At 64.1% G+C, this 19,230-nt stretch carries 19 protein-coding genes; 15 read left to right on the top strand and 4 right to left on the bottom strand.

The genetic code is table 11. From position 1 onward, the window contains the following. Positions 1 to 36: 36 nt before the first annotated feature. The 4 genes from AC4LFW_RS20380 to AC4LFW_RS20365 all read left to right on the top strand — a co-directional run bounded on the left by AC4LFW_RS20380 (position 37) and on the right by AC4LFW_RS20365 (position 4,679). A complete protein-coding gene (locus AC4LFW_RS20380) occupies positions 37 to 1,389 on the top strand; it encodes a M16 family metallopeptidase (RefSeq protein ID WP_491821559.1) in 1,353 nt (450 codons plus the stop codon). Continuing rightward, positions 1,382 to 2,923 carry a M16 family metallopeptidase gene (locus AC4LFW_RS20375; RefSeq protein ID WP_491821557.1) on the top strand — a complete coding sequence of 514 codons (1,542 nt, stop codon included), beginning with the start codon at positions 1,382 to 1,384 and terminating at the stop codon, positions 2,921 to 2,923. The genes AC4LFW_RS20380 and AC4LFW_RS20375 overlap by 8 nt, the downstream gene beginning before the upstream one ends. Then, positions 2,923 to 3,522: a 16S rRNA (guanine(966)-N(2))-methyltransferase RsmD gene (gene rsmD, locus AC4LFW_RS20370; protein WP_491821555.1), complete on the top strand. Its 600-nt coding sequence runs from the start codon at positions 2,923 to 2,925 to the stop codon at positions 3,520 to 3,522. The genes AC4LFW_RS20375 and rsmD overlap by 1 nt, the downstream gene beginning before the upstream one ends. A gap of 77 nt (positions 3,523 to 3,599) precedes the next feature. Further along, positions 3,600 to 4,679, top strand: a complete 1,080-nt coding sequence (locus AC4LFW_RS20365; RefSeq protein WP_491821553.1) for a hydrolase — start codon at positions 3,600 to 3,602, stop codon at positions 4,677 to 4,679. On the opposite strand, the gene AC4LFW_RS20360 is transcribed toward AC4LFW_RS20365, so the two are convergent. Next, a complete protein-coding gene (locus AC4LFW_RS20360) occupies positions 4,662 to 5,327 on the bottom strand; it encodes a TetR/AcrR family transcriptional regulator (protein WP_491821551.1) in 666 nt (221 codons plus the stop codon). The two genes, AC4LFW_RS20365 and AC4LFW_RS20360, sit on opposite strands and share 18 nt — an antisense overlap. A 126-nt stretch (positions 5,328 to 5,453) precedes the next feature. Here AC4LFW_RS20360 and AC4LFW_RS20355 point away from each other — a divergent pair, with 126 nt between their 5' ends. The 3 genes from AC4LFW_RS20355 (at position 5,454) to AC4LFW_RS20345 (ending at position 7,968) form a co-directional block, all read left to right on the top strand. Beyond that, positions 5,454 to 6,884: a coniferyl aldehyde dehydrogenase gene (locus AC4LFW_RS20355; RefSeq protein ID WP_491821549.1), complete on the top strand. Its 1,431-nt coding sequence runs from the start codon at positions 5,454 to 5,456 to the stop codon at positions 6,882 to 6,884. Between the two features lie 210 nt (positions 6,885 to 7,094). After that, a complete protein-coding gene (gene coaD / locus AC4LFW_RS20350) occupies positions 7,095 to 7,577 on the top strand; it encodes a pantetheine-phosphate adenylyltransferase (RefSeq protein ID WP_045423625.1) in 483 nt (160 codons plus the stop codon). Positions 7,578 to 7,716: 139 nt separating this feature from the next. Then, positions 7,717 to 7,968 carry a YfhL family 4Fe-4S dicluster ferredoxin gene (locus AC4LFW_RS20345; protein WP_045423623.1) on the top strand — a complete coding sequence of 84 codons (252 nt, stop codon included), beginning with the start codon at positions 7,717 to 7,719 and terminating at the stop codon, positions 7,966 to 7,968. A 259-nt stretch (positions 7,969 to 8,227) separates the two neighbouring features. Here AC4LFW_RS20345 and AC4LFW_RS20340 read toward each other — a convergent pair whose 3' ends face one another. The 3 genes from AC4LFW_RS20340 to AC4LFW_RS20330 form a co-directional block, all read right to left on the bottom strand. Further along, complete coding sequence (locus tag AC4LFW_RS20340) at positions 8,228 to 8,569, bottom strand: multidrug transporter (RefSeq protein WP_491821546.1); 342 nt, start codon at positions 8,567 to 8,569, stop codon at positions 8,228 to 8,230. Between the two features lie 126 nt (positions 8,570 to 8,695). After that, the gene (mutM, locus tag AC4LFW_RS20335) at positions 8,696 to 9,508 is read right to left on the bottom strand and encodes a bifunctional DNA-formamidopyrimidine glycosylase/DNA-(apurinic or apyrimidinic site) lyase (RefSeq protein WP_491821544.1); all 813 of its coding nucleotides are present in this window, start codon (positions 9,506 to 9,508) and stop codon (positions 8,696 to 8,698) included. A gap of 56 nt (positions 9,509 to 9,564) precedes the next feature. Further along, positions 9,565 to 10,428, bottom strand: a complete 864-nt coding sequence (locus tag AC4LFW_RS20330; protein ID WP_491821542.1) for an HDOD domain-containing protein — start codon at positions 10,426 to 10,428, stop codon at positions 9,565 to 9,567. 116 nt (positions 10,429 to 10,544) lie between these two features. Here AC4LFW_RS20330 and AC4LFW_RS20325 point away from each other — a divergent pair, with 116 nt between their 5' ends. The 8 genes from AC4LFW_RS20325 (at position 10,545) to AC4LFW_RS20290 (ending at position 19,229) form a co-directional block, all read left to right on the top strand. Beyond that, positions 10,545 to 11,084, top strand: a complete 540-nt coding sequence (locus tag AC4LFW_RS20325) for a type 1 glutamine amidotransferase domain-containing protein (protein ID WP_491821540.1) — start codon at positions 10,545 to 10,547, stop codon at positions 11,082 to 11,084. 312 nt (positions 11,085 to 11,396) lie between these two features. Beyond that, positions 11,397 to 12,590 carry a class I SAM-dependent rRNA methyltransferase gene (locus tag AC4LFW_RS20320; RefSeq protein ID WP_491821538.1) on the top strand — a complete coding sequence of 398 codons (1,194 nt, stop codon included), beginning with the start codon at positions 11,397 to 11,399 and terminating at the stop codon, positions 12,588 to 12,590. Positions 12,591 to 12,604: 14 nt separating this feature from the next. After that, positions 12,605 to 14,401, top strand: a complete 1,797-nt coding sequence (locus AC4LFW_RS20315) for a sensor histidine kinase (RefSeq protein WP_491821536.1) — start codon at positions 12,605 to 12,607, stop codon at positions 14,399 to 14,401. Then, complete coding sequence (locus AC4LFW_RS20310) at positions 14,398 to 15,021, top strand: response regulator (RefSeq protein WP_491821534.1); 624 nt, start codon at positions 14,398 to 14,400, stop codon at positions 15,019 to 15,021. The genes AC4LFW_RS20315 and AC4LFW_RS20310 overlap by 4 nt, the downstream gene beginning before the upstream one ends. A 199-nt stretch (positions 15,022 to 15,220) precedes the next feature. Further along, positions 15,221 to 16,381 (top strand): methyl-accepting chemotaxis protein, encoded by a 1,161-nt coding sequence (locus tag AC4LFW_RS20305; protein ID WP_491821532.1) that lies wholly within the window; start codon positions 15,221 to 15,223, stop codon positions 16,379 to 16,381. A gap of 9 nt (positions 16,382 to 16,390) precedes the next feature. Then, positions 16,391 to 16,759 carry a response regulator gene (locus AC4LFW_RS20300; RefSeq protein ID WP_491821530.1) on the top strand — a complete coding sequence of 123 codons (369 nt, stop codon included), beginning with the start codon at positions 16,391 to 16,393 and terminating at the stop codon, positions 16,757 to 16,759. Positions 16,760 to 16,776: 17 nt separating this feature from the next. Next, a complete protein-coding gene (locus AC4LFW_RS20295; protein WP_491821528.1) occupies positions 16,777 to 17,076 on the top strand; it encodes an STAS domain-containing protein in 300 nt (99 codons plus the stop codon). Next, on the top strand, positions 17,073 to 19,229 hold the full coding sequence (locus AC4LFW_RS20290) for a chemotaxis protein CheA (protein ID WP_491821526.1): 2,157 nt from the start codon (positions 17,073 to 17,075) through the stop codon (positions 19,227 to 19,229). The genes AC4LFW_RS20295 and AC4LFW_RS20290 overlap by 4 nt, the downstream gene beginning before the upstream one ends. Position 19,230: the final 1 nt, after the last annotated feature.

Genomic DNA, 19,230 nt, shown 5'->3' with positions numbered 1-19,230 from the left:
GCCGCAGGCGGAATCATCACTGAACGAGCCTTTTCTATGCCTCCGATGCTACGCCGCGCCGCAGCCCTGCTGCTCGGCGCCCTATACCTACCACTGGTAGTTGCTGCCGACACCCAGCCCACCCACGAATTCTTCCTGGACAACGGCCTCAAGGTCATCGTGCGCGAAGACCATCGTGCGCCCGTTGTGGTATCCCAGCTCTGGTACAAGGTCGGCTCCAGCTACGAGTCGCCCGGCCAGACCGGCCTGTCTCACGCCCTTGAGCACATGATGTTCAAGGGCAGCCGCAAGCTGGGGCCCGGCGAGGCCTCGCGCATCCTGCGCGAACTGGGCGCTGAGGAAAACGCCTTTACCAGTGACGACTACACGGCGTACTACCAGGTGCTGGCCCGTGACCGGCTGGCCGTTGCCTTCGAACTGGAGGCCGATCGCCTGGCGAGCCTGAAACTGCCGCCGGAGGAGTTCGAGCGTGAGATCCAGGTGATCATGGAAGAGCGGCGCCTGCGCACCGATGACAAGCCCAGCGCGCTGGCCTTCGAGCGCTTCGAGGCGATGGCCTACCCTGCCAGCGGCTATCACATCCCGACCATTGGCTGGATGGCCGACCTGAAACGGATGACCGTCGAGGAGCTGCGCACCTGGTACGAGCGCTGGTATGCGCCCAACAACGCCACCCTCGTAGTGGTCGGCGACGTCACGGTGGAGGAGGTACGGACCCTGGCCGAACGCTACTTCGGGCCGATCGAGAAAAGGGACGTGCCGAACGCCAAGCGTCCCCTCGAGCTGAACGAACCCGGCGAGCGCCGACTGCGCCTGCAGGTACAGACGCAGGTACCCAGCCTGATCATGGCGTTCAACACGCCGAGCCTGGCCACCGGTGGCGAGCCGAGGCAGATTCACGCGCTGCGCCTGATCACCGCGCTGCTCGACGGTGGCTACAGTGCGCGCCTGCCGCAGCGGCTCGAGCGCGGCGAGGAACTGGTGACCAGCGCCTCGGCCTGGTACAACGCCTATGCCCGCGGCGACACCCTGTTCGTGCTCAGTGCCGCGCCGAACGTGCAGAAAGGCCGGACCCTCGAAGAGGTCGAAACGGGGCTCTGGGAGCAGCTCGAACAACTCAAGCAGCGTGCGCCTTCAGCCGAGGAGCTCGAGCGGGTCCGCGCCCAGGTCATCGCTGGCCTGGTTTACGAGCGCGACTCCATTACCCAGCAAGCGACGACCATTGGGCAGTTGGAGACCGTGGGGCTGTCCTGGCGACTGATGGACGAGGAGCTCAGCGCCCTCGAAGCGGTTACGCCGGAAGACATCCAGAGTGCCGCTCGCACCTTCTTTACCCGCTCACGCCTGAGCGTCGCCCATGTTCTACCCGAGGAGTCCAGCGATGAGTGATCGCCACCTGTTGCGTCGCGGCCTGCTCGGCCTGGCGCTGGTATCCTGCCTGGGCCTGGCCGCCTGTAGCGATGGATCCAGCGAGACCGCCGCAGTCATTCCGGTACCCAATGAGGCATCCGTGGCCACACCGGCCGAATCCGGACAGGCCATCGCCCGGGAAGCCGAGGCAGAACGCACCCGACTGGAGTCCCTGGACGAGCTCGGCGACAAACCGCTGGGTCGCCGTGAACTGGACATCCAGAGCTGGGAGACGGAGGGCGGCGCCAGGGTGCTGTTCGTCGAAGCCCACCAGCTGCCGATGTTCGACCTGCGCCTGACCTTCGCTGCGGGCAGTAGCCATGACGACGGCGTGCCCGGTCTGGCGATGCTGACCAATGCCATGCTCAACGAAGGCGTCGAAGGCAAGGACGTGACTGCCATTGCCGAAGGTTTCGAAGGCCTCGGCGCGGAATTCGGCAACGGCTCCTACCGCGACATGGCGGTCGCAAGCCTGCGCAGCCTCAGCGCGCCAGACAAACGTGAAGCTGCTCTGCAGCTGTTCAGCCAGGTACTGGGGCAGCCGGCTTTTCCACAAGACTCGCTGCAGCGCATCAAGAACCAGGTGCTGGCCGGGTTCGAATTCCAGAAGCAGAACCCGGGCAAGCTGGCCAGCCTCGAGCTGTTCGAACAGCTGTACGGCAATCACCCCTACGCACATGCCAGCGAAGGCACACCGGAATCGATCCCCGGCATCAGCGTGGCCGAGCTGCGGGCGTTCCATCAGAAAGCCTATACCGCCGGCAATGCCGTCATCGCCCTGGTCGGCGACCTCAGCCGCGAGGAGGCCGAAGCCATCGCCGCCCAGGTTTCCGCCGCGTTGCCCCAAGGACCGGCACTGCCGCCACCGCCTTCGCCGGACGAGCCAACACCGGGCATGCAGCGCATCGAGTTTCCGTCCAACCAGACCCACCTGATGCTGGCACAGCTAGGCATTCCTCGTGGCCACCCCGACTACGCCGCGCTGTATCTCGGCAACCAGATTCTCGGTGGCGGCGGTTTCGGCACACGTCTGATGGAGGAAGTCCGGGAAAAACGCGGCCTGACCTATGGTGTCTATTCCGGCTTCAGCCCGATGCAGGTTGCCGGCCCCTTCATGATCAACCTGCAAACCCGCGCCGAACTGGCCGAAGGCACACTGGAACTGGTGCAACGACTGGTCGCCGATTTCCTGCAGAACGGGCCGACCTTTGCCGAACTCGAGCGCAGCAAGCGCGAGGTTGCAGGCAGCTTTCCCCTGTCCACCGCCAGCAATGCCGACATCGTGGGCCAGCTCGGCAGCATAGGCTTCTATAACCTGCCGCTGACCTACCTGGAAGATTTCATGCAGCAAGTCCAGGCGCTGTCGGTGGAAGACGTTAAGACGGCGATGAACAAGCACCTGAGCCCGGATGAGTTCGTCATCGTCACGGCCGGACCGCAGGTCGAGCAAAAGCCGCTGCCGGCGCCCAGCGCCCAGCCTCTCGAACAACCCAGCAGCGTTCCGGAGCACTGATGACCAATCCACCCGTTCGCCCCTCTGCCCACGGCGGCCAGGGTCAGTTGCGCATCATCGGCGGAGAATGGCGCAGCCGGCGCTTCGGATTCCCCGATGCCGAGGGCCTGCGACCGACACCCGATCGCGTGCGTGAAACACTCTTCAACTGGCTCGCGCCTTACCTGTCCGGTGCCCGTGTATTCGATCCGTATACCGGCAGTGGCGCGCTCTATCTTGAAGCGCTGTCGCGGGGCGCCAGCATGGCCCTCGCGCTGGACGTAAATGCCAACGCCATCGCCAGCCTGCGCAAACACCTGGACACCCTCAAGTGCGGTCAGGGCCAGCTGTTGCAAAGCGATGCGCTGCGCTATCTGGAAACCCAGTCGCCGACGCCCTTCGACCTGGTGTTTCTCGATCCGCCGTTCAACAAGAACCTTCTGCAACCCACCTGTGAATTGCTGGAGAACAAAGGCTGGCTTGCCACGCAAGCCTGGGTCTATACCGAGAGCGAAGCCCTGCCCTCGAGTCTTGGCCTGCCTGGCAACTGGCGCCTGCACCGTGAAAAGCAGGCCGGCAAAGTGAACTATGCGTTGTGGGAACGCAGCGGCGAAGCCTAGGTGTCATCAGCGGTCCAGCCGACCAGGCTGGACCGAAGCAAGAGACGTCGGCCACACGCAAATGCTCAGGGGCATCCATGTCCGCCACCATTCCAGATACCGGTATCGGTACAGTCTCCGAAACGGCTCGCCCCTTTGCCCCGGCCTGGTGGCTGCCCGGGGGTCACCTGCAGACCCTCTGGAATCCGTTCTGCCGGCGCGCCCCAGCGTTGCGGCGGCGCCGCGAACGGCTCTGGCTGGCCGATGGCGATTTCATCGACCTCGACTGGCACGGGCCGCATGATCCCGAAGCGCCGCTGGTCCTGGTACTGCACGGCCTGACGGGCTCATCGCGCTCGCTCTATGTGCTCGGCCTGCAACAAAGGCTGGCCTCCCAGGATTGGGCCAGCGTAGCGATCAACTGGCGCGGCTGCTCGGGTGAGTCGAACCTGCTGCCGCGTGCCTATCATTCCGGCGCCAGCGATGACCTGGCCGAAGTCATCGCGCATCTGCTGACTACACGACCGCAGGCACCGCTATACGCGGTGGGCTACTCACTGGGCGGCAACGTGCTGCTCAAGTATCTCGGCGAAACGGGCCGGGCGGCACCGCTGCACAAAGCCGTTGCGGTATCCGTGCCCTTCCGGCTGGACCAATGCGCCGACCGCATCGGCCTCGGCTTTTCACGCGTCTACCAGGCGCATTTCATGCGTGAAATGGTCGCCTACGTGAAGGACAAGCAGCGGCTGTTCACCCGCCTGGGCAATGAGGAACACCTGTCCATGCTACAAGGCCTTGGCTCGCTGGATGGCATGCGCACCTTCTGGGATTTCGATGGCCGTTTCACCGCCCCACTGCACGGCTACGCCGACGCAGCCGATTACTACCGACGCGCATCGAGCCGCTACTTCCTGCCCGACATCCGCATCCCCACCCTGCTGATCCAGGCCGAAGACGACCCCTTTGTCTTCCGCCACAGCGTGCCCGAGCCCGACGAGCTATCAGCCACCACCACACTGGAACTGCATGCCACCGGAGGCCATGTCGGCTTCGTCGAGGGTCCGCTGCACAAGCCAGGCTATTATCTGGAGCGACGGGTGCCAGCGTGGCTGATGGAACCCAGGGGCACGGCAACCTCCATGGCGGATGACCGTGCGCTTTCACTGGCCGAAGACTGATGCCAGAGGCACATCCAGGCGGTTGCACAGCTCATTGAAAGCAGGCCGGGCATGTTCGACTACAAACCCCTCTTCGAGCACCAGCACCTGATAGATACCACGCCGCAGCATCAGCTCGCTGACACCTTCAGGTCGTTCGCCAGTCGTACAGAGGAACCGAACCCAGGACGTCACGATAATCCACGCATTAAGCGCAACGGCCTCGACCTGCGATTCGGTCATGGCCAGTAATCCGGCATCGACAAATCCCTGGTAAATCCGCCGGGCCACGTGCAGGTGCCTGTCGGCGAATCCGCGGTACCGCGTGGCCAATTGGTGATCCTCACCCAGCAGATGCTCGAGATCGCGGTGGATGAAGCGGTACTGCCACATCGCCGCGAGCAGCGATTCGAGGTAGAAGGTTTTGTCGTCCATGGTCACGGCACGACCATCCGGCAGCTGCATGAAATCATCAACGGCAGCCTCGTAGCGGTCGAACAACTCGGCGATGATCATCTGCTTGTTGCGGAAGTGGTAATACAGGTTGCCCGGCGAAATCTGCAGATGTGCCGCGATGTGATTGGTCGTCACGCTGCGTTCGCCCTGGGTATTGAACAGCTCGAGGCTGGCCAGCAGGATTCGTTCTCGGGTCTTGGGTTTTGGCGGCATTCTGGCGTTCAGGATTGGCTGGGCACAGGCTGCAAAGGTACCTTTTCCACCGCCCGTAAGGCAGCTCGATTGACAGATTAGAGCAATCACTCTAAATAAGTTGCTCAACTTTTCGGAGCTCTGCCCGTGCTTGCCGATATCGCCTACCTGGACCAGACGCACCTCGTCATCGAGCGGCTGCCTTCGATCATGGATCGTCAGCGCATTGCTTTTACAGCGAACCCCAGGCCCGGCGCCGAGGAGAGGTTGCAGTGGCTCGAGGCCTTGCGCGATCTTCTCCACAGCCAGCAGCAAGCCTTGATCGAGGCCATCAGCCGGGATTTCGGGCATCGCTCGGCGGACGAAACCCGGCTGGCAGAGATCATGCCGAGCCTGCACGGCATTCGGCATGCACAGCGCAACCTGCGACGCTGGATGAAACCATCTCGGCGCTCGGTTGGGCTGGCCTTTCAGCCTGCAAGCGCTCGCGTGGTCTACCAGCCGCTCGGGGTGGTCGGCATCATCGTGCCGTGGAATTACCCGTTGTACCTGGCCATCGGTCCGCTGATCGGCGCCTTGGCCGCCGGCAACAGGGTGATGCTGAAGATGAGCGAGTCCACGCCGGTCACCGGCCAGCTAGTCAAGGAGTTGCTCGCGCAAATCTTTCCCGAGGATCAGGTCGCGGTTGTCCTCGGCGAGGCAGATGTGGGCATCGCGTTTTCCAGGCTACCTTTCGACCACCTGCTGTTCACCGGCAGCACCCGTGTGGGTCGTGAGGTGATGCGCGCCGCCGCTGAAAACCTGACCCCGGTGACACTCGAACTGGGTGGCAAATCGCCTGCTATCGTCTCGGACGACGTGCCGCTCGCCGACGCTGCCGAGCGCATCGCCTTTGGCAAGACGCTCAATGCGGGACAGACCTGTGTCGCGCCCGACTACGTGCTGATCCCACGGCAGCGCATCGATGGCTTTGTCGAGGCCTATCGAAAGGTGGTTCAGCGTTTCTACCCCCAGCTGGCAGACAATCCCGACTACACCTCGATCATCAACCGTCGCCAGCATGCCCGGCTGCAGGGCTACCTGGACGACGCCCAGGCCAAGGGGGCGCGTTTGCTGCCACTGTTCGAGCGGGGCCAGGAGCGCCGAATGCCACACTGGCTGCTGCTCGATGTGAACGATGACATGCAGGTGATGCAGGACGAGATCTTCGGTCCGCTGCTACCAGTTGTCCCCTACGACGGCATCGACGACGCAATCAGCTACGTCAATGCACGGCCACGCCCGCTGGCGCTCTATTACTTCGGATACAACAAGGCCGAGCAACGCCGCATCCTCCAGCAGACCCACTCCGGCGGGGTCTGCCTCAACGACACCCTGCTGCATGTCGCCCAGGATGACCTGCCCTTCGGTGGTGTCGGCCCGTCGGGAATGGGTCATTACCATGGGCACGACGGTTTCCTTACGTTCAGCAAGGCCAAGGGCGTCTTTATCAAGCAACGTTTCAATGCTGCCCGGATGATCTATCCCCCTTATGGCAAGGGCCTGCAGAAACTGATCTACAAGCTCTTCGTGCGCTGACAGCCGTGACAGATACGGGCCGGCCCCGTCGTGGCTGCAAATTGCGATCACACGTTGGTATCTGAGCTAATCCGTCAATTGGCCGAACGATTGAAAAATGCGTGAACGGCATCGTTGTGCTGACATTCGGCAGCCATCCGCTTTGATGCTTTACGCTGCCGACACCGAGCCGCTACCATCCACCCCCCACGCATGCGTCAGGACGCCGCGATGAATCGAGTGCTGTATCCGGGAACCTTCGACCCGATCACCATGGGCCATACCGACCTGGTCGAGCGCGCCTCGCGCCTGTTCGACGAAGTCATCATTGCCGTCGCTGCCAGCCCGAACAAGAATCCCCTGTTCCCGCTCGAGCAGCGCGTCGCACTGGCCAAGGAAGTGACCTCGCATCTGCCGAACGTCAAGGTCATGGGTTTCTCCACGTTGCTGGCGCACTTCGTCACCGAGCAGAAGGCCAACGTGCTGCTGCGCGGCCTGCGGGCAGTGTCGGACTTCGAATATGAATTCCAGCTGGCCAACATGAACCGCCAGCTGGTCCCGGACGTGGAAAGCCTGTTTCTGACTCCGTCTGAAAAGTTTTCCTATATTTCCTCGACCCTGGTCCGCGAGATTGCGCGACTCGGGGGTGATGTCAGCAAATTCGTCCACCCCTCGGTGATGAAGGCACTGACCGAGCGCTACGCCTCGCGCTAAAGGCACCAGGGCTCCACTCGCCGGACGGTTACCGACAGAAGGGCGATCACTGCCACGTGCACCGGGCGGCCCGATGCGGCAAAATTGGCGGCCCGTTTATACCTGCGCTGCGGCTCATGCCGCAGCTGGAGCACGCTGGATGTCCCTGATAATCACCGATGACTGCATCAACTGCGACGTGTGCGAGCCCGAGTGCCCGAACAGCGCGATTTCCCAGGGTGAGGAAATCTATGTCATCGATCCCAACCTCTGTACCGAATGCGTCGGCCACTACGACGAACCGCAGTGCCAGCAGGTCTGCCCGGTGGACTGCATCCCGCTCGATGAAAGCAATGTCGAGAGCAAGGACGAGCTGATGCAGAAATACATGATCATCACCGGCAAAGCCTGATCTACCCTCCGATCTTGCCTGCAGGCGAGGTCACACCCGCCCAGCAGGCGCCTGTCTTTCACACCGTAGCAAGAGCTGCCTGACCCACCGCATGAGTTCAGGCCGACCATGACTGCTGTGCTGTCATTGCCACAGCGTGCCTGCTGCCGCGCAGCACGCTAGACACGCACCAGCCAGAAACGACACGGCCCCGCACGCGATAAGCGGCGAGGCCGTGAGGCAGGCCGGATGCTTCCGACCGGTAAAGCTGACCGCCGGATCAGTCCTGGCGGTTGTAGCCGACGCGGGTACAACCCAGGCAACGGGCGAAGGTCGCGGCGCCCGGCTCGACCACCAACGCCTGGCCAGTCTCCTTGATGCCGCCACCCAGGGCGCTGAACGGCAGGCTGACAACGAACAGACCCGCACCGATGGCGGTCGCCGCGATCAACAGCGGGCGGGCGATCAACAGATCTCCGACAATGGAAAAGGCCTTGGGCGCCTCGACGGTGTACATCGGATCGCCGCTGGCGTTCTGCTGCACCGACTGCGCCTGCACAGGCATGGTCAGCAGACCGGTTGTCAGGGCCAAGGCAACAGCAGTGGAGCGAAACAGATTCATGGTGTGGTCCTTCAGCTGGGCGAAACGAGGCAGATGATAGTTGTGACGGCCACTATAGCAGCGGCCAGCGGTTGTTGATCGTGAACGCCGTCAATGCCTGTGCAGTGGCGTGGCCGATCGGTCGCGTCATCGCTGGCAGCGTCCGCAATAGACGCTGGCACGCTGACCGAGGCGAATCTCCCGCAAGGTCGAGCCGCAACTCTTGCACAGATCCCCACCCCGACCGTAGACAAACAGCTCCTGCTGGAAATAACCCGGCTTGCCGTCGCCACCCACGAAATCACGCAGCGTGGTGCCGCCGCGCTCGATGGCATAGGCCAGGATCCGCTTGATCTCAGCTGCGAGCTTCATATAACGCGCCCGCGACACCGCACCGGCGGCCCGCCGTGGATCGATCCCCGCCGCGAACAGCGCCTCGCTCGCGTAGATGTTGCCCACACCGACCACCACCGCGTTGTCCATGATGAAAGGCTTGATCGCCATGCTGCGCCCACGTGACATCTGGTACAGGCGCTCGCCATCGAAGGCATCACTGAGCGGCTCCGGCCCGAGGCTGGCGAGCAGCACATGGCTCAGCGGATCATCGCTCCACAGCAGGGCACCGAAGCGACGCGGATCGGTGTAGCGCAGCGCCATGCCGGACTCCAGCACGATATCAACGTGCTCATGCTTGCCCACCGGCAAATCGGCCGGCACCAGGCGCAGGCTGCCGGACATCCCCAGATGCGCGATGAGCGTTCCCACTTCAGCCTTGATCAGCAGGTACTTGGCGCGCCGCTCCACCGCCTCGATACGCTGCCCGGACAGGCGCACGTCGAGGTCATCGGGTATCGGCCAGCGCAGCCGCCGCTCACGCACGGCGACCTGGCTGACACGTTGCCCGACAAGATGCGGCGCGATACCGCGACGGGTGGTTTCGACTTCGGGAAGTTCGGGCATACGGGCGAATCGATGGATGGCAGGAAGGCGACCTTAGCAGCTAAAGCGCAGCCGGGTCAGCCGAGGCCGAGTTCGCGGATGCTGTCGCGCTGACATTCGAAGTCGTAATCCGACAGGCCTACGTATTCCAGAACCAGCTGCGAGACGGCATCCCATTCATGATCCGCCTCCTGCTCGCCAAGGACGCGATGGCAGGCACAGATATGCTCGGCCATCTTCAGGATCGCCAGCAGCGTCTTGATCTGCGGATCGCCCCACTCGTCGTTGAACAGGGCCAGCGCGTTGTGGTGATTGGCAATGGTCTCGCACAGAGGCTGCGGCAGCTTCCAGGAACGCGCGACGAAATAGCCGACCACGGCGTGATTGGTCTGCAACACCCGGTTCTCGATGTCGGTGATGCGCGTGCCCTCGCCGACACTGGCGTAGGCTTCTTCGAGAACAGCCATGTAGCCAGGGAAGCGGGCCAGCATCAGCGGGATGCCGCAATTGTGGAAAAGGCCCAGGGTATAGGCCTCGTCAGGAGCCCGGTAACCAATACGCTTGGCCAGGACAAGGCAGGTGCTGGCGACGTCCTGCGCCGAATCCCAGAAACGGTTGAGGGTCACAATGGCGGCATCGGTCAACTCGCCGCGGATCGACTGCGCATTGATCAGGTTGACCACCGAGTTGCAGCCCAGCAGGTTGACCGCCTGCTGGATCGAAGCGATGCGCTTGGCGACGCCGAAGAAGGGCGAATTGACAGTCTTCAGCAACGCGCCGGAGAGGCCGGGATCCTGGCTGATCAGCCGGGCGATGGCTCGCAGGTCGGGTTCCGGCATGACCTGTTCCATTTGCAGATCGACCATGATTTGCGGTTGCGGAGGGATACTGATCCCCTGCAGCACGCTGCGGATCTGCTCGTCGGTGAGTTCGATTGACATGGTGACGGCCCGCCTCGTGAATAGCACAAGGCCACTAGAAGAAAGGCTGCGAACTTTGACCGAGTTCATGGTCGGATTCAAGTACACCACCATGCAAATCGACGGGAGGCAACGAAATGGCTGACACCCTGAAAGGCAAACGCATCGCGATCCTGGTAACCGACGGATTCGAGCAGGTCGAGCTGACCGGCCCGAAGGACGCGCTGGAACAAGCGGGTGCGACCGCCGAGATCATCTCGTCATCCAACGGCGAAGTGACCGGCTGGAACCACACCACCCCTGCCACCAAATTCCATGTCGACAAGACCTTCGACAGTATCCACATGGAAGACTACGACGCTGTACTGCTGCCTGGCGGGGTGGTCAATTCCGACACCATCCGCACCGACGAAATGGCCCAGGAGCTGGTCCGTGACGCCGCGCGCGCCAACAAGACCATTGCGGTGATCTGCCATGGCGCCTGGCTGCTGGTTTCGGCCGACCTGGTCAAGGGCAAGCGCATGACCAGCTGGCCCTCGCTGACCGACGACCTTAAAAACGCCGGCGCCGACTGGGTCGATGAGCAGGTCGTGGTCGACGGCCACCTCATCAGCAGCCGCAAACCGGACGATATCCCGGCATTCAGCGACGCGTTGATCAAGGCCCTCGAGGGCTGAGGGGAGCTGGGAGGAAGCTGGAAGCTGGAAGCTAGAAGCTGGAAGCTGGAAGCTGGAAGCCGAAGGAGGCTGGAGGCTGGAGGCTGGAGGCTGGAGGCTGGACGTAGGGTGGATCGCGCTTCATCGATCCACCGCAACATGGTTTCGGTGCTCCTTGAAGCCGGGAGAGCAGCCAACCTCCAGCCAGCCCCAAAAACAAACCCTTTTCAACGCCCTTCTGCCCAGCCTCGACCATCGTCCAGCGCTGTTATCGTCCAGCGCTTTTATCGGCTTTTATCCCTATAATCGCGCTCTTTGACCGGAGCCCTCCCGATGAGCCTGCCCAGCCTGCGCCTCAAAGCCAATGCCGATCGCCGCCTGCGCGCCGGGCATCTGTGGGTCTACAGCAACGAGGTGGACACCGCAGCCACTCCGCTGTCCGGTTTCCAACCCGGTGACCAGGCGATCCTCGAAGCCGCTGGCGGCAAGCCGCTGGGCATCGTCGGGGTATCGCCAAACAACCTGATCTGCGCCCGCCTGTTGTCTCGCGACCTCAAGCACAGCCTGGACAAGTCACTGCTGGTCCATCGCATCCAGGTCGCCCTGTCGTTGCGCGATCGTCTGTTCGACCAGCCCTGCTATCGTCTGATCTACGGTGACTCGGACCTGCTGCCGGGCCTGGTGGTGGACCGCTTCCACGATCACCTGGTGGTGCAGCTGGCCTCGGCCACCATGGAGCGCAACAGGGACGCCGTGCTCGAGGCGCTGGTGCAGGTGCTCAAGCCCCGCGGCGTCTTGTGGAAGAACGATTCCAGCGCCCGCGACGCCGAGGGCCTGGAGCGCTACGTCGATACCGCGTTCGGTGTAGTCCCGGAGTGGGTCGCGCTGGAAGAGAACGGCGTGAAATTCGAAGCACCGGTACTGCAGGGCCAGAAGACCGGCTGGTTCTATGACCACCGCATGAATCGGGCGCGTCTGGCGCCCTACGTCAAGGGCAAGCGCGTGCTCGACCTGTTCAGCTACATCGGCGGCTGGGGTGTGCAGGCCGCTGCGTTCGGCGCCAGCGAAGTGTTCTGTGTCGATGCCTCGGCGTTCGCGCTCGATGGCGTCGAGCGCAACGCGGCCCTCAATGGGGTCGCTGAAAAGATGACCTGCGTGGAAGGCGATGCCTTCGAGGCGATGAAGGAGCTGAAGAACGCCGAAGAACGCTTCGACGTGGTCATCACCGACCCGCCGGCGTTCATCAAGCGCAAGAAGGACATCAAGAACGGCGAAGCCGCCTACCGCCGTCTGAACGAAACCGCCATGCGCCTGCTGACCAAGGACGGCATCCTGGTCAGCGCCAGCTGCTCGATGCATCTGGAGGAAGACAACCTGCAGAACATCCTGCTCGGCAGCGCTCGCCATCTGGATCGCAACATCCAGCTGCTTGAGCGCGGCGCCCAGGGCCCGGATCATCCGGTGCACCCGGCAATCACCGAGACGCGCTACATCAAGAGCCTGATCTGCCGGCTGTTGCCGAGCTGATCGAGTGCCCTTCGGTGCACGTCTCGCAACCCCAGGGCATCCCCGAGTGCGACCTCGCCGTCCTGCAGCGGGTTTTCCAGATCGTGACCGATCCCCTGCTGATCCTGGATGCGGACGGCGGGCTGCTGCGGCTCAATCCTGCGGCCTGTCGCCTGCTGAAGCAGGCGGAGGGCGCGCCCTCACGGCTGGATGCGCTTATGCATCCAGCGGATTTCCCGCTATTGGTCGGGGCCCTGCGTTTACACGCTGCAGCCGATGAGCAGGCGCTGGACGACGCTCGCTACCGGTATCGGGACGGGTTTCGCTGGGTTCGCCAGTTCCTGAGCAGTGTTCACACCGGTGACGCTGGCCGATATCTGCTGCGCCTGCAGGTGCCGCCACTGCCGGCCGAGCTGCTGGCGAGCCTTCCTCTGGACCAGATGAACGACGGCATGGTGCTGATCGACAAGCAGACCTGTCTGCGCTTCGCCAACAGCGCTGCCTGCCGGCTGCTGGGCCAGCCTCTCGCAGCGCTGCTCGACCGCCCGCTCAACAAGGCCATCGCGCCATGGCGCGAGCACGCCTCGGACCATCTCTGGCAGCAGCTGTGCAGCCAGCGCCGCTTCACGGTAGACCTGACGAGCCCGCTGGACGGCACGCGCGTCACCGTGGCGCTTGGCTTTCAACGGTTTCAGTATCCCGACAGCCAGTATGCCCTGCTCAGGCTGGAGGACATCAGCGAGCGCTTGGCGCGGGAGGCCAGGGTCACCGAGAACGAGCGGCGCTTTCGCACCCTGGTGGAAAACGCACCGGACGGCATCGGACGTTTCTCGCCAGACTGCCACCTGCTTTATGCCAACCCTGCCCTGCAGCGGCTGCTGAACGACAGGTCGCCACCCGGAACAGCGGTAGCCACCGCACCGGCGTTCGGCTTCGAACAGCAGCAGCACGAGGAATTCGCGACCCTGGTGGCCTATACCGTCGAGACGGGCGAGAGCCTCGAACGGGAGTTCGTCCATGGCCTGCCCACAGCCGGGCGAGCGCCCAGACACCTGCTGGTGCGCCTGGTGCCGGAACTCGACAGCGAGGGACTCATCAGCAGCGTGATCGCCATCAGCCGGGATATCACCGGCATCCGCACCACCGAACGCCATCTGGAGGACTCTAACGCCCGCCTGCGGGAACTGGCCAGCCGGCGCGAAAGCGCCCGCGAGGAAGAACGCAAACTCGTGGCGCGGGAGATCCATGACGAGCTCGGTCAGCACCTGACCGCACTGCGCATGGGCATCTCGATGCTGCGCCTGCAGTTCGGCAGCCTCGAGCCAGGGCTCGGCGCCCCGGTCGAACGCCTGCTGACCCTCTGTGACGGGACCATCCAGGTGGTCCGCCACCTGGCCACGCAGTTGCGCCCGGCCGCGCTGAACATGGGCCTGGTTGCCGCGCTGGAATGGCTGGTGGACGAATTCCAGCGCAATACCGGCCTGAACTGCACCCTCGACCTGCCCGGCCAGCGGGTGGAGCTGGACGATGCACGGGTGACCGCGGCCTTCCGCATCGCCCAGGAAGCCCTGACCAACGTCGCTCGCCATGCCCAGGCGAGCCGAGCGACGATCACCCTGCAACTGCGCGAAGGCAGCTTTCTGCTGGAGGTGCATGACAACGGGCAGGGCTTCGACCCGCGCCAGGCCGCCAGTCGCTCGCTGGGGCTGGCCGGCCTGCATGAACGCGGCCTTACCCTCGGCGGCCAGGTCATAGTGTTCAGCCATCCCGGCCAGGGCACGACCGTTCAGGCCCTGTTTCCCCAGCATCTTCCCGTCAAGGAGTCGCCATGATCCGCCTGCTTATCGCCGACGACCACGCCATCATGCGCGAGGGGCTCAAGCAGCTCATAGGTCTCGATCCACTTCTGCAGGTGAGCGCCGAGGCAGAAAACGGCGCCCAGGTACTCGAGCGCCTGCGCGAGGGCGAATACGACCTGCTGCTGCTGGACATGAGCATGCCCGGCATCTGTGGCGAGGCACTGATCGCCAGGGTGCATACCGGGCACAGCAAGCTGCCGATCCTGGTACTGAGCATGCACAACGAACCGCAGATCGCCCTGCGCGCGCTGCGTGCCGGCGCCTCCGGTTATCTGACCAAGGACCACAATCCGGAAACCCTGCTGGCCGCCATCCACAAGGTGGCCAAGGGCGGCCGCTATATCGATCCGCGCCTGGCCGAGCAGATCGCCTTGGCCAACACCGATCCCGAGCAGCCTGTCGAAGCCTTGTCGGACCGCGAGTTCCAGATCCTGCGCCTGCTCGGCCAGGGCCTGGGCGTCAACCAGATCGCCGACCAGCTGGTGATCAGCAACAAGACGGTCAGTACCCACAAGACCCGCCTGATGAAGAAGATGGGCTTCCAGTCGAACGCCGACATCGTGCGTTACGCCATGAACAAGGGCCTCGAGTGATCTGCCCGTAGGCATTTCCCTACACCCGTCGCGGTAATTCCTACTGCAGGATCGGAATGAGCCGATGTTTGCCTGACATCGGCTGCGCCATGCTTCGCCCGTGAATCCGTGCCATCAAACTGATATCAGTCTTGTGGTCTCGGGCACAGCGTTGGCGGGCCCCTGGCTCCGCTGAAATGAAACGGCGGAGATTGCCCAAGTGACCGATTCGACCCCTGCCTCCGGCCTGCTGCCTGCTGCGTTCCCTGCTACGGCAAGCGCGCTGTTGGGCGCCCTCGCCGTGCTCTGGAGCGGTGCCGGAAGCCTTGGCGCCTGGCCAGTGGCTGCCCTGGTACTGGCCGCCGGCCTGGCCACGGGCGCCTGGCAACACCGTCAGCTGCAGGCAATGCGTCGTTCCCTTGAACATCCCGAGACAGAGGCACCTGTGACCTTGCCTGATAACGAACTAGAAGCCGCCTGCCAGCAGCTGGCTCCGGTGTGGGCCGAGCATATCGAAACTGCACGCAGCCAGACCGAGCAGGCCATCACCGCCCTGGCCGAGCGTTTCGCCCTGCTCTCCGGGCGCATCCAGGCCAGCATCGATGCCAGTCAGGACAGCGACCTGGTCGATCTGCTGTCGAGCAGCGAGCGGGAACTGGAGGCTATCGTCACCGCCCTGCGCCAGGCCCTGGACAGCAAGCAGGCCCTGCTCGAGGAGGTCACGCGGCTGTCCGGCTTTACCGTGCAACTGCACGGCATGGCCAAGGATGTCGCCGATATCGCCAAGCAGACCAACCTGCTCGCCCTCAACGCAGCCATCGAAGCGGCGCGCGCCGGCGAGGCCGGTCGTGGCTTTGCCGTGGTCGCCGACGAGGTGCGCAAGCTGTCTTCGCTGTCCGGCGAGACGGGACAGAAGATTGGCGAGACGGTCGCGACGGTCAGCGCGGCCATCGACAAGACACTCGATGTGTCGCGCGCATCCACCGACACGGACATTGCTGCGCTGGACAACGCCAACCGGGTGATTCACGAGGTGATAGGGCAGTTGCGCCAGAGCGCCGGGCGGCTGGTCGACGGTCGCGAGGCGATGCGCCGAGACAGCGAGGCGGTGGGGCTGGAGCTTGCAGAGGTGCTGGTATCCCTGCAGTTCCAGGACCGCGTCAGCCAGATGCTCGGCCATATCCGCGATGACCTGGAGAAGTTCAACCAGCACCTGCAGCTGCGCGAAGGCTGCAGGTCCGCCGGCGAGGCCGCTCCGCTGCTGGACGGCAAGCGCTGGCTGGATGAACTGGCGCGCACCTACACCACCCCCGAGCAGCACCAGATTCACCGCGGTCAGCGCCCCGGCGCGGCCGGTGATTCCGACATCACGTTTTTCTAAGGACACGCCATGAGCAAGACCATTCTCATCGTCGACGACTCTGCCTCCATCCGCCAGGTCGTTGGCATCAGCCTCAAGAGTGCCGGCTACAGCGTGGTCGAAGCGGTCGACGGCAAGGACGCGCTGAGCAAGCTGGACGGCCGCAAGGTGCACCTGATGATCAGCGACGTGAACATGCCGAACATGGACGGCATCGCCTTTCTCAAGGCCGTCAAGCAGCTGCCGGCCTACAAGTTCACCCCGGTGATCATGCTCACCACCGAGGCCGGCGAGGCACGCAAGCAGGAAGGCCAGGCCGCAGGCGCCCGCGCCTGGATCGTCAAACCCTTCCAGCCGGCACAGATGCTCAATGCCGTCTCCAAGCTGATCCTGCCGTGAACCTGACGAGAACTCCCATGAGTGCCGAAGACATCCGCACCATCCGGCTGGAAGGCTCGCTGACCATTTACAGCGCCGCCGACAGCAAGCCGACCCTGCTGGACCAGCTGAACCCGCCGGGTCGGCTGGCCCTGGACCTCTCGGCTGTCGACGAGATCGACTGCGCCGGCCTGCAGCTGCTGGTGCTGGCACGCGAGGAAGCCCGTCGCGCCGGCGGCGAACTGCAGCTGGGCGAGTGCAGCGAGACCGTGCACGAGGCGCTGGTGATCGGCGGCCTGGTGTCGTTCTTCGCCACTGCAGAGGAGGCAGACGCATGATCGACATGGCCGAAGTGCTTCAGACCTTTATCGCCGAGAGCCAGGAACTGCTGCAGCAGATGGAGCAGGCCCTGCTCGACATCGAGCAGAATCCCGACGACCCGGACACCCTCAACGCCATCTTTCGTGCCGCGCATACCATCAAGGGCTCGGCCGGGCTGTTCGGCTTCGATCTGATCGTGGCCTTTACCCATGTGGCCGAGAGCGTGCTGGACCGGGTACGCAGTGGTGAGCTGCCGATCGACGGCACCCTCAGCGCGCTGTTGCTCGAGGCAGGCGACCACCTGGCCGGGCTGATTGCCCAGCTCGACGCCGGCGCCTCGCTCGAGGCGCTGCCAGTGGCGATCATCGACCGCGGTGAAACGCTGATCAGCCGCATGGGCAGGTACTTCGAGGCGTCTCCAGGCGAAGCCCGCGGCGAAACGGTCGCTTCCGCTAGCGCCGCAACCGAGGCCGACATGAGCCGCGACGGGGGCCACTGGCACCTGTCGCTGCGCTTCGGCACGGACAGCCTGCGCAATGGCATGGACCCGCTGGCCTTTTTCCGCTACCTCAACACCTTCGGTCGCATCCTGCATGTCGAGGCGCTCACCGAGCAGCTGCCGACCGCCGCCGAGATGGATCCGGAGAGCTGCTACCTCGGCTTCGAACTGGCCTTTGCCAGCGATGCCGACCGGGCCGCGATCGAGGGCGCCTTCGAATTCGTCCGTGAAGACAGCCTGGTGCAGGTCCTGCCGCCGGCGGCCGGACCCGATGCCTTGCGCGCACACCTGGACGCCCTACCGGAAGACGCCGCCGAGGCCGGCGAGCGGCTGCTGCGCTGTGCCAGCGTCAGCCGCGCCGAACTGGACGCCGTGCTGGCGCCTGTGCCGGCGATGGTCGAGACGGCTGCCGAGATGACACAAGCCACCCCGAGCCAGCAAAAGGCGCCGGTCGATGGTCCAGCCCCCGCGGCCAGAGTGCGCGGCGACAACAGCCTGATCCGCGTCGACGCTGGCAAGCTCGACCAGCTGATCAACCTCATCGGCGAGCTGATCATTGCCGGCGCCGGTGCGCGCATGATCGCCCAGAGCAGCGGGCTGAGCGCCATGGTCGAAGCCACCGAAGTGCTCTCGCGGCTGGTCGAAGAAGTCCGTGACTCGGCGCTGACCCTGCGCATGGTGCAGATCGGCGGCACGTTCAACCGCTTCCAGCGCGTGGTGCGCGATGTTGCCCGCGAGCTGGGCAAGGACATCACGCTGCAGATCAGCGGCGGCGATACCGAGCTGGACAAGACCGTGGTGGAAAAGATCGGCGATCCGCTGACCCACCTGGTGCGCAACGCCATGGATCACGGCATCGAGCCGCTCGAGGTGCGTCGCGCTGCCGGCAAGCCGTTGCAGGGGCGGGTCAGCCTCAATGCCTACCACGAGGCCGGCGGCATCGTCATCGAGGTTTCCGACGACGGTGGCGGCCTCGACCCGCAGAAGATCCTGGCCAAGGCCCTGCAGCGCGGCCTGGTGGCGGACGGACAGGCCCTGGCCGAGAAAGACATTCTCAACCTGATCTTCGAACCGGGCTTTTCCACTGCCGAAACCGTCAGCAACCTCTCCGGACGCGGCGTCGGCATGGACGTGGTCAAGCGCAACATCACGGCCCTGCGCGGCACCGTCGAGCTGGACAGCAGCCTCGGCATCGGCACCTGCGTGCGCATCCGCCTGCCACTGACCCTGGCCATCATCGACGGCTTCCGCATCGGCGTCGGCCAGGCCAGCTATGTGGTGCCGCTGGACATGGTGGAGGAATGCATCGAACTGCCGGCGGGCCATCTGGACGGGCAGGATTACCTCGACCTGCGCGGCGACGTCCTGCCGTTCATCCGCCTGCGCCAGCTGTTCGACGAGAACAGCACGCCGCCGCGCCGCGAAAACGTGGTGGTGGTGCGCTACGCCGGCAGCCGCGCCGGCCTGGTGGTCGACCAGTTGCTCGGCGAATTCCAGACCGTGATCAAACCGCTGAGCAAGGTCTTCGACCAAGTCTCCGGTTTCAGCGGCTTCACCATCCTGGGCAGCGGCGCCGTTGCCCTGATTCTGGATATTCCAGGGTTGCTCGGGCGTGTCGCCCGCGCGCCACTCGACCTGCGCCAGGCCAGCCCTGTCGCAACCCTCACCTGAC

This window comes from Stutzerimonas sp. C6.4V, assembly GCF_058536345.1.
The sequence above is the reverse complement of the archived record's forward strand: the minus strand, read 5'-3'. Positions and strand labels throughout refer to the sequence as shown.